Origin of the sequence: Paenibacillus sp. 2TAB26 (genome assembly GCF_052115145.1) — a bacterium.
Classification (GTDB): Bacteria; Bacillota; Bacilli; order Paenibacillales; family Paenibacillaceae; genus Pristimantibacillus.
On record NZ_JBFRGC010000020.1, the window covers coordinates 109,118 to 123,837 of the forward strand.

At 42.5% G+C, this 14,720-nt stretch carries 12 protein-coding genes; 2 read left to right on the top strand and 10 right to left on the bottom strand.

Annotated features, from left to right (window positions below; genetic code table 11):
• Positions 1–63: 63 nt before the first annotated feature.
• The 10 genes from AB4Z50_RS22625 to AB4Z50_RS22670 all read right to left on the bottom strand — a co-directional run bounded on the left by AB4Z50_RS22625 (position 64) and on the right by AB4Z50_RS22670 (position 13,565).
• A complete protein-coding gene (locus AB4Z50_RS22625; RefSeq protein ID WP_441882456.1) occupies positions 64–1,401 on the bottom strand; it encodes an ABC transporter substrate-binding protein in 1,338 nt (445 codons plus the stop codon).
• Between the two features lie 116 nt (positions 1,402–1,517).
• Positions 1,518–3,074: a response regulator transcription factor gene (locus tag AB4Z50_RS22630; RefSeq protein ID WP_441882459.1), complete on the bottom strand. Its 1,557-nt coding sequence runs from the start codon at positions 3,072–3,074 to the stop codon at positions 1,518–1,520.
• A complete protein-coding gene (locus AB4Z50_RS22635; RefSeq protein WP_441882462.1) occupies positions 3,067–4,821 on the bottom strand; it encodes a sensor histidine kinase in 1,755 nt (584 codons plus the stop codon). Before AB4Z50_RS22635 ends, AB4Z50_RS22630 begins: the two co-directional genes overlap by 8 nt.
• A 135-nt stretch (positions 4,822–4,956) precedes the next feature.
• Entirely contained in the window at positions 4,957–5,973 is a 1,017-nt protein-coding gene (locus tag AB4Z50_RS22640) for an SAM-dependent methyltransferase (protein ID WP_076265825.1), read from the bottom strand.
• A 1,741-nt stretch (positions 5,974–7,714) separates the two neighbouring features.
• Positions 7,715–8,047: a cyclic-phosphate processing receiver domain-containing protein gene (locus tag AB4Z50_RS22645; protein ID WP_076265823.1), complete on the bottom strand. Its 333-nt coding sequence runs from the start codon at positions 8,045–8,047 to the stop codon at positions 7,715–7,717.
• 28 nt (positions 8,048–8,075) lie between these two features.
• Positions 8,076–8,906: an Fpg/Nei family DNA glycosylase gene (locus tag AB4Z50_RS22650; protein ID WP_441882466.1), complete on the bottom strand. Its 831-nt coding sequence runs from the start codon at positions 8,904–8,906 to the stop codon at positions 8,076–8,078.
• Positions 8,907–8,944: 38 nt separating this feature from the next.
• A complete protein-coding gene (locus tag AB4Z50_RS22655; RefSeq protein ID WP_441882468.1) occupies positions 8,945–9,757 on the bottom strand; it encodes a TIGR01457 family HAD-type hydrolase in 813 nt (270 codons plus the stop codon).
• 135 nt (positions 9,758–9,892) lie between these two features.
• Positions 9,893–11,194 (bottom strand): ribonuclease H-like domain-containing protein, encoded by a 1,302-nt coding sequence (locus AB4Z50_RS22660; RefSeq protein ID WP_441882470.1) that lies wholly within the window; start codon positions 11,192–11,194, stop codon positions 9,893–9,895.
• Positions 11,191–11,316, bottom strand: a complete 126-nt coding sequence (locus tag AB4Z50_RS22665; RefSeq protein WP_441882472.1) for a hypothetical protein — start codon at positions 11,314–11,316, stop codon at positions 11,191–11,193. The genes AB4Z50_RS22660 and AB4Z50_RS22665 overlap by 4 nt, the downstream gene beginning before the upstream one ends.
• Positions 11,317–11,318: 2 nt before the next feature.
• Positions 11,319–13,565 (bottom strand): DEAD/DEAH box helicase, encoded by a 2,247-nt coding sequence (locus AB4Z50_RS22670; RefSeq protein ID WP_441882551.1) that lies wholly within the window; start codon positions 13,563–13,565, stop codon positions 11,319–11,321.
• Positions 13,566–13,801: 236 nt separating this feature from the next.
• On the opposite strand from AB4Z50_RS22670, the gene AB4Z50_RS22675 reads away from it, so the two are divergent.
• The gene (locus AB4Z50_RS22675) at positions 13,802–14,089 is read left to right on the top strand and encodes an autorepressor SdpR family transcription factor (RefSeq protein ID WP_339202685.1); all 288 of its coding nucleotides are present in this window, start codon (positions 13,802–13,804) and stop codon (positions 14,087–14,089) included.
• Positions 14,086–14,697 (top strand): SdpI family protein, encoded by a 612-nt coding sequence (locus AB4Z50_RS22680; RefSeq protein ID WP_441882474.1) that lies wholly within the window; start codon positions 14,086–14,088, stop codon positions 14,695–14,697. The genes AB4Z50_RS22675 and AB4Z50_RS22680 overlap by 4 nt, the downstream gene beginning before the upstream one ends.
• Positions 14,698–14,720 lie beyond the last annotated feature (23 nt).

Below are 14,720 nucleotides of genomic sequence, written 5' to 3' on the forward strand. Positions count from 1 at the left end.
TCTTTATTTATGAAAAAACGATGGTCGATCTAACGACCAACCATCGCTTCTACTCAAACAATATTACTTGTTTTTCTTAAGAATAGCGGTTGCTTCGTCTCTAAACTTCTTAGCTGCGTCTTCTGGTTTAATTTTGTTGTAGTTCATTTGCTCTGCAAGGCTTGTGAGCGATTTGAACACTTCTGCAGAACCGATTGGATCAGCTGGATCCATTGGTGAGCTGTTCGCTTCTGCCCAAGCAACATAGTCGTATACTTGGATTTGTGCTTCAGTAGAAACTGCTTTTAACGCTTCTTTCACTTTAGAGGAAACAGGTACGCCGCGATCGCCTAAAATCAATTTGTTAGCTTCGATATCATTTACGAAGAAGTTGATAAACTTAGCTGCTTCTTCTTTCACTTTCGAATTTTCCGATACGGAGAAGAACATACTTGGCTTAAGGAATAACCCTTTAGTCATATTTGGACCAGCCATTGGAGCAATTGCTAGCGGACGGTTAGCCACTTGCTGCAATCCAACATATTGGTTCGACCATTGCCATACGCCAATGCCTTGGTTCAATACAAGGTGGCTGTCTTCTGCGCCTTTGATTTGAGCTAGAACGTCTGGCGACGGTACTGCACCATCGATAACAAGTTTAGCTAGCATTCCGAAGAAATCGGTGAATAGTTGATCATCCTCGTAGCCAAGGCCGTTGCCTTCTGCGTTAAACAACGTTTTATCAAGTGTACGAAGGTAGTAGCCGAAGAACACTTCTGGACGCATACCGTTGTCGAAGAAAATTCCTGCTGCTTTTGCTTTTGCAGCCATTGCTACGTAATCATCCCAAGTGTAGTTTTCAGGAATGGAATCAATGCCTGCTTTTTTCAGTAGTGCTGGATCGTAGTTAAACCCAAGAGCATTTACACCAAGGTTCATACCGTATAGTCCATCGCCTAATTTACCGCCATCAATCGCGTTTTGGCTAATGTCACTTACGTCAATTTGATTGCCGATAAATGGAGTCAAATCAGCCAATTGTTTTCTGCCAGCGTATTGCGAATAGTTTTGCGTATCGATTTGGATGATATCAGGAAGCTCGTTTGCAGCTGCTTGAGGAGCAAGCTTTTTCCAGTAGTCATCATAGTTGGCATATTCCATTTCTATCGTTACATGCGGGTTTTTCGTTTTGTACATCTCAATGACTTTCATTGTGTAATCATGACGCGGCTGACCGCCCCACCATGCGATACGAAGAGTGACCGGCTTTGCTTCTGCTGGTTCTTCTTTCACTTCGTTTGTTGATTTTGGTGCGTTGGTCGCATTTGTTGGTTTTTCATTGTTTGCGTTTCCGCCGCAAGCGCTTACGAGAACTAGTGCAAAAGCCATGAGCATCAAAAGCATTTTCTTTGGTGCTTTCATTGTGTTACGCCCCTTCCAGACTCTTTAATGTTGTTTACAAGCTTTATTATAGGGTGAATGTCGAATCGTCGGAATTAAAAAAACCGCTTTCTTTGTTAAAAAAACAGAGGTCGCCATTATGGCGACCTTTTGAATTCGGAAGGCGTGAACCCTGTATGTTTTTTAAAAACTTGACTAAAATATTGCGGATTATCGCCAAAACCAAATTTCTCAGCGAGTTCAAAAACCTTCACATCACCTGTTTTCTCGATCTCTTCCATTGCTCGCTCCATCCTTAACCTAACAACATAATTTGAGAATTTTTCTCCCATTTCCTTCTTAAACAGCTTGCCTACATAATCTGCGTTCATGTATAAGATCTCACTCGCTACCCAGTTGAGCGATAGATCAGGATTGGAAATATGTGCTTCAATTACTTGAATCATCTTCTGAATAATGGCGGAATGCTTATTGGTGTGGGTATGAAAGTTGTTCAAGCATATTTGCTGCGCACATTCGGTGACGAATTGCTGCGTCGTTTTTAGTGTTGTAAATTGATCAAATCCTGCAATCTTAGTTAAATATTCATTGATTTCTTCAGGTTTGCCTTGTCTAACGACAGATATGTAAAGCGGAATGACATAAGATTTCGAGAGATGCATGTCCATGCGGCTGTCGGCAAGCATATCAAAATAGTTTTGCAGCTCATGCTGAACAAACGCCCAGTCTCCTGATTTGACATGCATGCAAAGAGGCTCTTCATCATAGATGAAAGGCTTAAGCGCATTATCATCTCCTCTTTCAACATCCTTCTGCGTTATGATGCTTCCTTCGCCTAAATAAAATTGATAATTTAAGCATTCCAGCGTATCACGATACATTTTACGAGCATCGATAATTTGACCTGGATTGCTGACGGCCACTGTAGCATCCAATTTGTAATAGGAAGAAAACGTTTGCTTAATTTCATTCAATTGTGCAAATAAAACGTCTGTTCCGTTAATCTCTTTAATGAGCAACAGCACATGTTTTCCTATCGTCGTACTGAGAAGTACCGTCGGTTTGCCGAGGACATCCTGAGCGATATTTTTGACCGCAAACAGATGCTCAAATTCAAACACACCCTCTATTTGAAACAAAATCAACTGAACCTTTTCATTGTCTACTGTAATATGAAACAGGTTGCCATAATCATCCCAATCACGCTGGCCATATGTTTTATTGGTAACAAGCTCCTTAAGGAATTGCTCCTTCGCGTGAGGAAGTACCTTTGAAAGCTCTTTCTGGATATGAAGCATGAAGCTCTCTTGCGTTTGCTGTTTCCTCAGCTCTGTTATCACCTCGGTTAGTGCATCCGTAATCGTATTTTCATTGCATGGCTTAAGCAAATAGTGTTTAACTCCAAATTGCATCGCAGTGCGAGCATAATCAAACTCACTAAAGCCGGAAAGAAGAATAAAAACGATATGCGGGTAGTTTTCATACACTTTTTCCACCAGCTGCAGCCCGTTCATGCCTGGCATTTTGATATCTGAAATGACGATATCCGGCATATGGCTCTCGATAAAGGCCAAAGCTTCAAGTCCATTGCGCGCCGTTCCTGCCAGTTCTGCCTCATATGCATTCCAGTTTACAGTTCGCGATATGCCTTCTACGATGATTCGTTCATCATCAACCAACAAAACCTTATACATGGGAATCCCTCATTTCATAAGGAAGCATCAGCTTCACTTTGGTACCGCCGTTTGGCTTGCTCTCTACGTTTAAGCCGTATGCATCGCCATACAGCAGCTTGATGCGGTCTTCGATATTTTTCAAGCCTAAGCCGGAGCCTTTCGTCTGCACTTGTCCGCTTAATAGCTTTGTGACAAACTCTTCTTCCATTCCCGGCCCATTATCCTCCACTGAAATAAACCACAGCTCATTTTCCACATAGGCATGTATTTGTATTTTACAGGTGTCAATCATTTGTTCAAGGCCGTAATTGATTGCATTCTCAACGAGCGGTTGAAGCGAAAGCTTCGGAATGCTGCAGTTAAGTAACTTGTCTGGTACGTCAATATGGAAATCAAGCCGTTCTTCAAAACGATATTTCTGAATCGTGACATAGTGATTAATGATGTCCAGTTCCTTGCTAAGCGGAATGAGCGGCTCCTTCAAATTGATTGACGTTCTGAGCAGGGAGCCGAGCGCTTCAACCATCTGAGAAATATGTGTTTGGTTGCTTAGCTTGGCGGACCAGTTGATCGACTCTAATGTGTTGTACAAAAAGTGTGGATTAATTTGAGCTTGCAGCGCTTTAAATTCCGTATCGCGAATTGTAAGCTGCTTCACGTAATTTTCATGAATGAGCTCATTGATACGTTCAATCATTATTCGGAAGTTTCGATGCATTTGACCAGCTTCATCCATTGCAAGCGCTCTCTCATTCGGCTCCTCGATATATTCAAAATTGCCGAGCTGCACTCTTTTCATTTTAGCATTCAAGCGTTCAATAGGCTCAGTAATACCATTTGCGAAGCCAACTGCAATGAGGAGAATGACGATAAATAATATAGCAAAAATAATAATAATCGTATTTTTGACCTTCACGACACGGTCAAAGATGTCATCAAATGGGATCAGCGTATAATAAGTCCAATCGGTATACGTTGACGCTATATAAGTAACAAAATATTGCTTCCCCTCATAACGTATAACTTTGTAGCCCTCATTGCCAGGCAGCGCAGATAAGGACTCCATGGAAAAAGCGGACGCTTCAGGATACACCGCTTCATTGTTTTTCATAATGACTAGCTTGGCGTCGTTGCTGTTCATCCCTTTAGCAAGATCTCTAAACAGTTTGTTCATATCGATGCGAAGCGCTAAAGTGCCAAGATAGTCTAAGCTCAGCTGCTCAAACGAACGCACTTCTCGCGCAGCAATTAAGGACTTATCGTTGCTGTAGGGGGCAATCCACGTATTCCCACCCTTTTTGACCGCTGTTGCATTTTTGAATGCATCCAGACGGTCCTGGTAAATCGTTATCGAGTTTGCACCAACCGCATATTCATTATCATTTACGTCATACAGCTGGGCGGAAAGCACGTATTTATCAAGCCCTCCGATATTGACCATTCGCTCCTTCACCGTTAATTGCACAACATAGTTATCATAATCGGACAAACCGCTCTTGATGGATCTCAAATAGTGCTGGATCGTAGAATCCGTTGAAAGCATAAAGGTAAGCTTCTCCATCTTTTTCAGCTCATTCTCGATACTGAGGGACGACAAACTGAGCGCTTTGGAAGATTGCTTATAAATTTCCTGATCATAAAAATCAAAAGCGTATTGCTGAATGATGATAGCAAGCATAGCAACAACCAGCATGATGACTGATATCAACACAAACATTTTGTGTTTGATACGCAAATTCATATAAAGCGCTTTCAAGCTCTGCATTGGCCAGGTCTCCTTTAAGAGATTACAGCTATTATCGATTTATTAGTGGTTAGAAGACATACTTATTCTTTGCTAGGATTGTAAGCTGGATTTGAAAAAAGAGCGCCCTCCTTTCAACAAGGGGGGCGACTCCTGTTATTTTTTGATCAAATAAAGTGTGATTTCTTCTCTGTTATGGAACAGCTGCTTAGCTTTTTGAAGCTTAAATTCCGTTGAAAGTCTTGAAATCACGTCTCGAATCGTTTGAAGCGGTTTCCGGTGCATCAGCTTAACTGTAATTATGGCAGTTGCACCCTTCGTTAGTGCAGGCTCAAGATCGAGAACGAGCTTGCACATCATCATCGGACTCCAGCTCATATCACAGACTAGTAGCTGGAATGAATCAGGATTGAATTTCACTTCGGAAGCATTGCGCTTTAAGTAAGTTAGCGTGGGATACGCCATTAGCGATGGATGCAATTCAGCAGGATCGATGGCTGTAACTCTCAAGCCGCGCTCAAGTAAAAGGGATGTCCAGCCGCCTGGCGCTGCGCCAACATCAAGGGCATTTTGAAACTGTGCGTAATTTAGGTTGAATTCACGTTCTGCTTCAAGCAGCTTAAATTTGGCACGCGAGACTTGTCCTTCTTCGCGTTGAAAACGAACGGCTCCGCCTGGCCAATCCGAGAGCATCTCCGATGGCGATCCAAAACCGACATAAAGCTGATTGATCGCCGCATAGATCGCAATAATAACGTCTGGCTGCTGTACAACAGGTTCCGCGTCAATCTCTTCGAGTACCGCATCAATTACCGCTTTTGTATCCGCAGCCGAATACACAAACTCCGATTTCGACGTACGTCTAATATGAACGGCTACCCGTTTATTTTCCAAAGTTAATACAGCATTTCGAACCATGCTAGACAATTGTTCTAAATCATTCGCATTTCCTGTAATTTCAATCGTCCGATCCACCGGCTGCACATGGCGCAAAAAGATCGGCTCCTGCTGATGAATAGCTTGCAGCGTCTCTTCCCGTGTTAGCGGGCTTGTCATTAAAAAAACTTCGCCTGCTGCCAGCTGTGTGAAGGCAACGCCCTCAATCAGCCTTCGAAGCTCCTCCATCGCATATGGTGCATAAGTTTGATTAGCTGTTCCGATCCATTGACTCACGTATGTTAAACCTCTTTCGTGTTATATTACCCTAGATCCCTAGAGGGATTTTTTCACCCTTGCCCTCGAGGGTTTAGCACCCTGAGCCCTAAACAATTACTACACCAACCCTACAAGCGTTTCGAACCCACCCAAACCCTCCCTTCCAAGGGAGGGCCCCAAGGGTTGCACCCTCTGGACACCCGCAACTCGACTAACGTTGGCGATAATCTGTGCTGGAATGTTTAGTTTACGGATGAGCGCTTTCGTCCCTACGGGACACGCTGGAAGTTTGTTGTCTGTAAATGTAAATCGTGTCTTGATGTGTGAAAGATTGAAGCCTTCGTAAATACAAACATTTACATAGATCAGAGATAATAAAAAAACATAGAAATGCCAGGAAATTAATTCCTCAGCATTTTAGTTCTACTTATATTTTTAGTCTTTGTTTGCATTATAACCGAATATGTCACATTTCGTGTAATTATTCGAGTAATTAACTCAGATATTATTTTTGCTAGGTATTATTTGAGTATAGCCATATGAACCATTGTTTTAGCCCATAAATAATGATTAATGGACGATGTTAGTGAAATAGATATAGAAACTAGACCTATTTCAACTAAATGGGCTCAATAAAACTAAATAAGACTAGAATATAGTCTTAAACCAGAGAAAAATAAATTTTATTACTGCTTATTGTAAAATTGAGCACAAATAGAACTAAAAACTAGTCTTATTACCCTCAAACCAATCGAATTACTCCAAATAAGTCTAAAAATTAGTCTTATGTGTAACTGGCTTAACAATATGTAGTTGATATTATTTATAAAACTGCATCAAAAAATAAAAACTGGTCAGCTCACACAATATCCAAATTGATAATTCAAACTAATGAGACTATCTATTAAGAAAAGGTGAAAGCCTCTCAGTGAAAGCATGTCCCAAAGGGACAAAAGCGTTAGATACTCTACCCTAACTCGCAAGCGACGATCAAGCTCCCACGTTATTCCAGCTGCAGGTGTCCAAAGAGCGTAACTTTCAAAGTCCTTAAAAAATATAGAGTTTGGGTGTGTTCGAAACGCCCTTGGGGTTCCCCCCCGCATTAGTGAAAGCGTGTCCCAAAGGGACGAAAGCGTTCGATGCTCTACCCTAACTCTCAAGCGCCGGTCAAGCTTCGACGTTAGTCCAGTTGCGGGTGTCCAGAGGGTGCAACCCTAAGGCCCTCCCTTGGAAGGGAGGGTTTGGGTGGGTTCGAAAAACCATTGGAATTACCCCTCATTAGTGAAAGCGTGTCCCAAATGGACGAAAGCGTTCGATACTCTACCCTAACTCATAAGCGCCGGTCAGGCTCCTACGTTAGTCCAGTTGCGGGTGTCCAGAGGGTGCAACCCTAAGGCCCTCCCTTGGAAGCGAGGGTTTAGGTTGGTTCGAACCCACCTTGGGGTTCCCCCGCATTAGTGAAAGCGTGTCCCAAAGGGACGAAAGCGTTCGATGCTCTACCCTAACTCTCAAGCGCCGATCAAGCTCCCACGTTAGTCCAGTTGCGGGTGTCCAGAGGGTGCAACCCTTGGGGCCCTCCCTTGGAAGGGAGGGTTTGGGTGGGTTCGAAAATCTCTTAGGTTCGGGAATTTTAAAAATCCTCAAAGATTTCACTTTAAAAAACCCTTAAGGGTTTGGGTGTAGTAGCCCTTAAAGGGTCTGGGTTTAAAAAGCCCTTGAGGGTTTGGGTGTAATAGCCCTTAAAGGGCCCGGGTGTATACTATTGCCCAGCTATATTATTAATGAGAGCCTCCGGCATCGGACCATTGAACAGCTTGGTCTCTGCCGGCGCATTCGTTGAAAGCATATGGTACATTTGCATGCGACCAGCGGCACTTGAGGTGTGTAAGTATATTTGGCTTGGATATCGACCCGTTTCAACAATGTGGCGCACGACTTCGTAGCCAGTCGGCTGTGACCAGCCTAGATCGTAATCAAGCGATAAAATATCAACTTCCTCAAGGTCAATCAGCTGCTTGCACTCTTCGGCGTTGCTTGCCAATACAAAACCTTTTGGACAAGTGCGATAATCGTCTAAATATACATGAATCATAAATGAATCCCCCGTTCAACCGATAGACTCAAAGCGCGCTTAATCCCTCATCTTGTTGACATGCAGGACAAGCATACGCTTTGCGGCCAGATACATCGATTTTCTCGATCACAGCACCACAGCGTGAACATGGTTGACCCTCACGCTCGAAGACTTGAAAGTGATTCCGATGTTTTCCAGTTAAGCTATCTCCCTCAAAGAACGAATGCTCTCCCGCTCCTCCTTGTGAAATCGCTTCCTTCAGTACATTATGCATCGCTGCGTATAGGCGTTCCCATGCTTCGTTTTCTAATACTGGAACTTTAGTGTCAGGGCGAATCGCTGCGTCAAAACAAATCTCATCCGCATATGCAGCACCAATTCCAGAAATCACGTTTTGGTCGCTAAGAGCGGTTCTGATTGCAACACGTTTTTTGGCAAATAGTGCAATGAAACGATCCACTGTCACTCTTTTGTCCAATGCATCTGGTCCTAGGCGTCCAAGTTTCCCTTCGACTTCCTTCACAGTCAACAACTGCAAATCATCCGCACGCAAACCGACTCCATACAATACGGCTTCACCGAAAAGCAGTTTCATCTGAACGTTGCGATCAGGTTTGTCAGACTCGTTTCCTCTATGCAAATAAGCCCCTTGCCCCAAATGAAGCAATAGACGTTTTCCATTATCCAAGTGTAAAACTAAATGTAAACCTCTTCTTTCAACGAACCATACAACTTTACCAACCACGTCACGCTCAATTTGTTCTTCACTTGCTTGAAAAACTTTACCATTTGTTATCTCGATACCGGTAATTTGGGCGCCAGCGAATTGCTCCGCCAATAAAGCCCGATAATTTTCCAGTTCCGGCAATTCATGCATGAAAGCTCGCTTCCTTCCTATTTTCTTCGTTATAAGTCTTAACAATCTCTATGATCAGATATATAAGAACGAAGCTCTTCTAAATGATTGCAAATGACAGTTGGTTTACACCCTGCCTGCTCCATATAATACTCGATATTTTGCGCTGTAGTAAGCCCGGTCAGCACAAGAATCGTACCGCAGCCAGCAGCTGCTCCAAAAGCGATGTCTGTTGCCAAATTGTCGCCTACTACCCATGTTTCATCAGCGCTTAAGCCAATCGATCTTAATGAATAGCTCATAAGAATGGATGATGGTTTGCCAATGAGTACAGGTTCTTTGCCGCCCGCTGCCTTCAACATAGCTCCTATAGAGCCTGCTCCCGGAATGAGTCCATCACTGGATGGCAGCAGCAAATCAGGATTTGTCATAACGAATTCAGCCCCACTGTGAATATACCGAACGGCCTTTGTTAATCGCTCGTAAGTGAACGAACGGTCAATTCCTTGTAAAACAAAATCCGGTTGTTCCTCTGTGAGAATTAAGTCTGCTTCTTGGACAGCCTGTTTTAGTCCTGCTTCACCAACGACAAATACGGATGCACCTGGCTTCATCGAAGCGATATGCTCAGAAGCCGCTTGCGCGGACGTGCATACCTCTTCAGCAGCAGCTGGAATACCCATTTTCATTAGCCTTTCAGCTACCTCATCGGGTGTAGAAGAGGAGTTGTTTGTAACAAAGCGATATGGAAGCTTAATCTCTCTCAAATAAGTGATGAGTTCAGCTGCACCAGCAATTTGATGAGTACCGTGATATAACGTTCCGTCAAGATCAATTAATAAGCCGCGCATGGCAGGCAGTCCCGTTGTCATCGTTGTTTTCCTCCCGAGGGTAAACGGCAGTCGCCACTATAGTGGTCAAGCTTACGTTTTCCGTTGAAAGATAAGCTATATAGTTGAGCTGCAGCTGTCTGTTTACGCTTTTATCCTATTTTAAAAAGTAGCTTCTTAATGAACATGTTTGGTTGATTTGCGGCGCAGCCTTGCTATTCGATTACGCAAAGCATCGAGCTCCGCTCTTTTTTTGGCGTCAGGCCGAATGAGCTGCGAATGATTCAGTGCATGTTCAAAAGCTGCATTCGCATATCCTAAAGCTGACTCAAAATCTTTGATCTTATGCTCATAATACATGGCAAGCTCAATGCTTGCTTCATGGGCAGCAGATCCAAAATGATTAGAAGAATGAATAATAGCCTTCTGCCACAATAACACAGCACGATCCCAATTTCCAGCCTTCTTGTCCCGCGCGGCAAGCATGACTAGTGTAGAAGGTTTTGAGTTCTCTTCCTTCATGGCTAAATCGAATAAATGATCAGGAAGCTCCATTTTACCCATACGCTCTAGCCAAAGACCTGTACGCACCATCTCCTCAGGCTCATCGGGCAACGGAATATACAACTTAATCGTTCCGTTTAACAAATGTCCAAATCGAATTGCTAGACAAGCTAGGGATAACATATCTATTTCGTTATGGCGAAAAACTCCCTCAAGCGGTGCTGGATCTCCATTCGCCAGAAATTGAAAATAAAGCTGAGGAGCGAGTGATCCTGGAACGTCATCCTCCCGGTGGATACCGAGCCGCTCTTCTTCAACATGGCTTAATTTACACGAAACGAGCGTATTACGCCATATCGATCTTGCAGGATGCAAGAAATCAAGATGCTTAGGCTCCCACATTTTTTGGCCAAGTCCATTCATAATAAAACGATTTTGAACGAGCGGCCAATCGAAGGTTTTTCCGTTGTAGGTGGACAAAAAAGTATAATCGTTCAGCTTCCCCATCAAATAATGAAGCATTGCCCGCTCTTCAGCAGGATGCCTGATCAACGCTTGCTCGATGACAAATTGGTCCTTTGACAAATAGCCTATGCCAACCATGAAAGGAACGTTCCCTGCTCCAACGCCTAAACCTGTCGTTTCCAAATCAAGAAACATAATTTGTTCCGCAGATGTTAAAGAATCAGGATGAAACGCTGATAAGGCAGGTGCAGCCTCGTGCAGTTCTACTAATGCATGATGACCATGGCGATAATCTGACGGATAAATGATTTTTCGGAGCAAAAAGCTTCCAACTTCATTCGTAACCAGCTTGACATCGAAGGTCTCCCACACGGGTGAAAGCCATTCTTCATCATTTTCCGGCTGTTGTACCATCTTCTCTTCAGTGGCAGGAACCACCGCCGCTGGCTGGTTCTCTTCCTCGCGGATGTTTCCCCGCAAACGATTCATTTTATCGCGTAATAAGCTCATCGTTTGCCCTCCGCTTCATTAAGAAGATAACATGTTTGCTTTCGCACACCAATCTCATGAATCGGTCCAAGTTGAGCGCGATGAGCGAGCTGTATTTCGTACTTGCCAATATAATCCTTCATAATCATAATGACCTCAACAGATCTAAGCTTGTTTGTTTTGCATGAATTCCATATATTTCAGTGCCAATACAAGACGGACAACCATCTTCGCATGGACATTTTCGGATTAATTTTATTGCAGCTTCTTTTACTTCATCAAACCGTTTATATACGTCCTCTGCTAGTCCAATGCCCCCAGGGTAATGGTCATATATGAAAATCGTAGGAAGCTGCGTATGCTCGGCCCTGATTTGTGAAACGACATGAATATCATTTCGGTCACACATTACATGAATAGGTACAATATGCCTAAGCACATTCGCTATTCCAAGAAGCAGCTGTTCTAGCGTTTTTGTTTCAATCGCTGGGTCTACCTCTTTCAATTCTATCCAGGTCGCGCTGGTATGCAATTCATCTTCCGGTAGATTTACTTGGCCGTATCCAATATTTTCAAAACTCGTCAATCGAATTTTCTTAAAAAGTGTTGCGAGAAAATTTACTACAACATCTCCATATATTATGGATGAAGTTCGCTTGCTCTCTATCCTATCCTCTGCTAATACTTTAAGTTTTACCGCCAGATTCGCGTCTGTATAATACTCTACATCGACTTTTCGAACATAAGCCTTCTTATGCTCCCAATCCAGCTTTTCTACTTGGAATTGTACACCTTCATGTAAATAAATGGCTTCATCGTGCAAAAGAGTCATAGCGCTAAAACGGTCCATTTCCCCTATGATTTTCACGTTCGCTGTTTCTGACTGGTCGATGATAACTACATTTTCCTGTGCGGCAGAACGCAGACTTACTTCACTAGCTGGGAAAGCCAGATTAGCCCAATAAAACGAATCAGCTGCTTGAGTGAGTACCCGTTCTTCTACCAGATACTCCAATATGTCTACTATTTCTATTGAACCGAATTGTTCTCCCTTTTTAAAAGGCAGCTCATAGGCGGCACAACGAACGTGATCAACTAGAATGAGTAAGTTTTCCGGATTGATTCTAGCGGATTCCGGGGATCGATCAAAGAAATATTCGGGGTTTTGGACAATATACTGGTCAATAGGCGTATTGCTAGCTACCATTAGTACAAGTGCTTCCCCATGTCGTCTTCCAGCTCGTCCAGCTTGCTGCCATGTACTTGCAACGCTCCCTGGATAACCTGTCATAATACAGACCTGCAGCTGTCCAATGTCTACACCTAGTTCTAAAGCATTTGTGCTGACCACGCCTAATATTTCGCCGTTTCTTAATCCTCTTTCAATTTCTCGTCTTTGATTTGGCAAGTAGCCGCCACGGTAGCCTCGTATGGATTTAGTGCCGATTTCATTTTTAACCAATTCCTGAATATGGCTCAAAATAATTTCTACTCTTACCCGGCTGCGAGCAAAAACAATCGTCTGTATTTTGTTCGTCAAAAATTCCTTCGCTAATTGATTAACCTCTACAGTAGAACTTTTTCGAATATTGAGCGGCTTATTTACAATGGGCGGGTTATAAAAAACAAAATGTTTCCGTCCTCTTGGTGCGCCGTTATCATCAATTAATCGCATAGGATTCCCTGTCAATTGTTCTGCTAGTTCCTTAGGGTTAGCAATTGTGGCAGATGTACAAATAAACAGTGGATCGCTACCATAAAACTTGCATATTCGTTTGAGCCTTCGAATGACATTTGCTACATGACTTCCGAATACGCCTCTATACGTATGAAGCTCGTCAATAACGATATATTTAAGATTGCTAAATAAACTTACCCATTTTGTATGATGTGGAAGGATAGCGGAATGCAGCATATCGGGGTTCGTGATGACGATATGTCCTACATTTCTTACAATCGTTCGAATAGCAGGCGAAGTATCGCCGTCATAGGTAAAGCTTTTAATATCAATTCCCATTTCGTTTATCATTTCAGTTAATTCACTTTTTTGATCTTGTGCAAGAGCTTTCGTTGGGAATAAATATAAAGCTCGACTGCCGTCGTCTTCCGCTATCGCTTGTAACACTGGAAGGTTATAACAAAGCGTTTTTCCAGAAGCGGTCGGAGTTACAGCGACTATATTTTCACCTTTACGTATCGTTTCGTAGGCTGAGTGCTGGTGTGTATATAAATGCTCTATTCCTCTTTTTGCGAAAGCCGATTTAATTCTTGGATCAACACTTTCTGGCAGAGGTTTTGTTTTTGCCTCTTGAGGCTCTATTTCAGTCCAATTTATAATATTTTCATTGGCTCGTAAATTTTGGATCATTTCTGAAAGTGATTTCTTTTTTATCATTTCTTAGCACCTCACTATACCCTATATATTAGCGAATATCTGTTCCCTTTACTAGTCTTTAGTTCTGGATATATAGTGCCAAAGAAAAACTGTTAATTTGCCATAAACTTGTTGTCGTCGCACCTATCAAATTGACACACGAAACAAAAACCAATATAGTAAATTTATATTACAATTAGATGGTTGTTTAAATATCTAACGACTTCAAAAGTCAGCTGGAAAGGACAGCTTACATGTCAATCAATTTAGCCTTTAAGGCACTATCTGACCCTACTCGCAGAAAAATTTTAGAACTATTGCGAGAACGTGACTTAACTGCTGGAGAAATAGCCGACCATTTTCAAATGACTAAGCCCAGCATCTCTCATCATCTTAGCCTGTTAAAGCAAGCAGAGCTTGTATCCGATGAACGTCAAGGCCAGCATATTTATTATTCACTTAACACAGCTGTCTTCCACGACTTAATGGACTGGATGAATTCCTTTCAACAGAGCGAATCCGAAGGGATTGTAGAGAAATGAAAGCAAGTATCTTCTCTTGGATTATTGTTGCCATTGCTTTAATTGCCAGCATCGTAACCTATCCCGATTTACCCGAGCAAATGGCGATTTACTGGGATATGAATATTGAATTCGATGGATTGGCGCATAAAGCATTTACCTTGCTGCTTTTACCAGCATTCATGGTCATCCTAATTGTCATCCTTCCAAAAAAACATGCTTCCCAAAACCAAAAGCCTAATCTTCACACGGTTCAAAATGTAGTCTTGATCAGCTTGCTCGTGCTTCACGGTGTTACCATTGCATCTGGTTACGGACTCATTATTGATATCACCAAAGTCATCATCACGATCATTGGTATTATTTTCACAGTGGCAGGCTTGTATATGCCGCATTTTCAACCAAACAGCTATATTGGAATAAAAACCGTTAATACGCTTGGCAGTGAAGATGTTTGGAACAAAACACATCGAGCAGCATCCAAATTTTATCTGATTGGCGGATTGCTGATGATTGTCTCGTCTTTTATTCCAAACCCTTACCAAATGTTTATTTTTTTCGGTATTGTTGTCATCATCGTATTAGCTTCTGTATTTCTATCGTTTCACTTTGGCAAAGATAACAAATAAAGCAAAAACGCGAGGAAATCCTC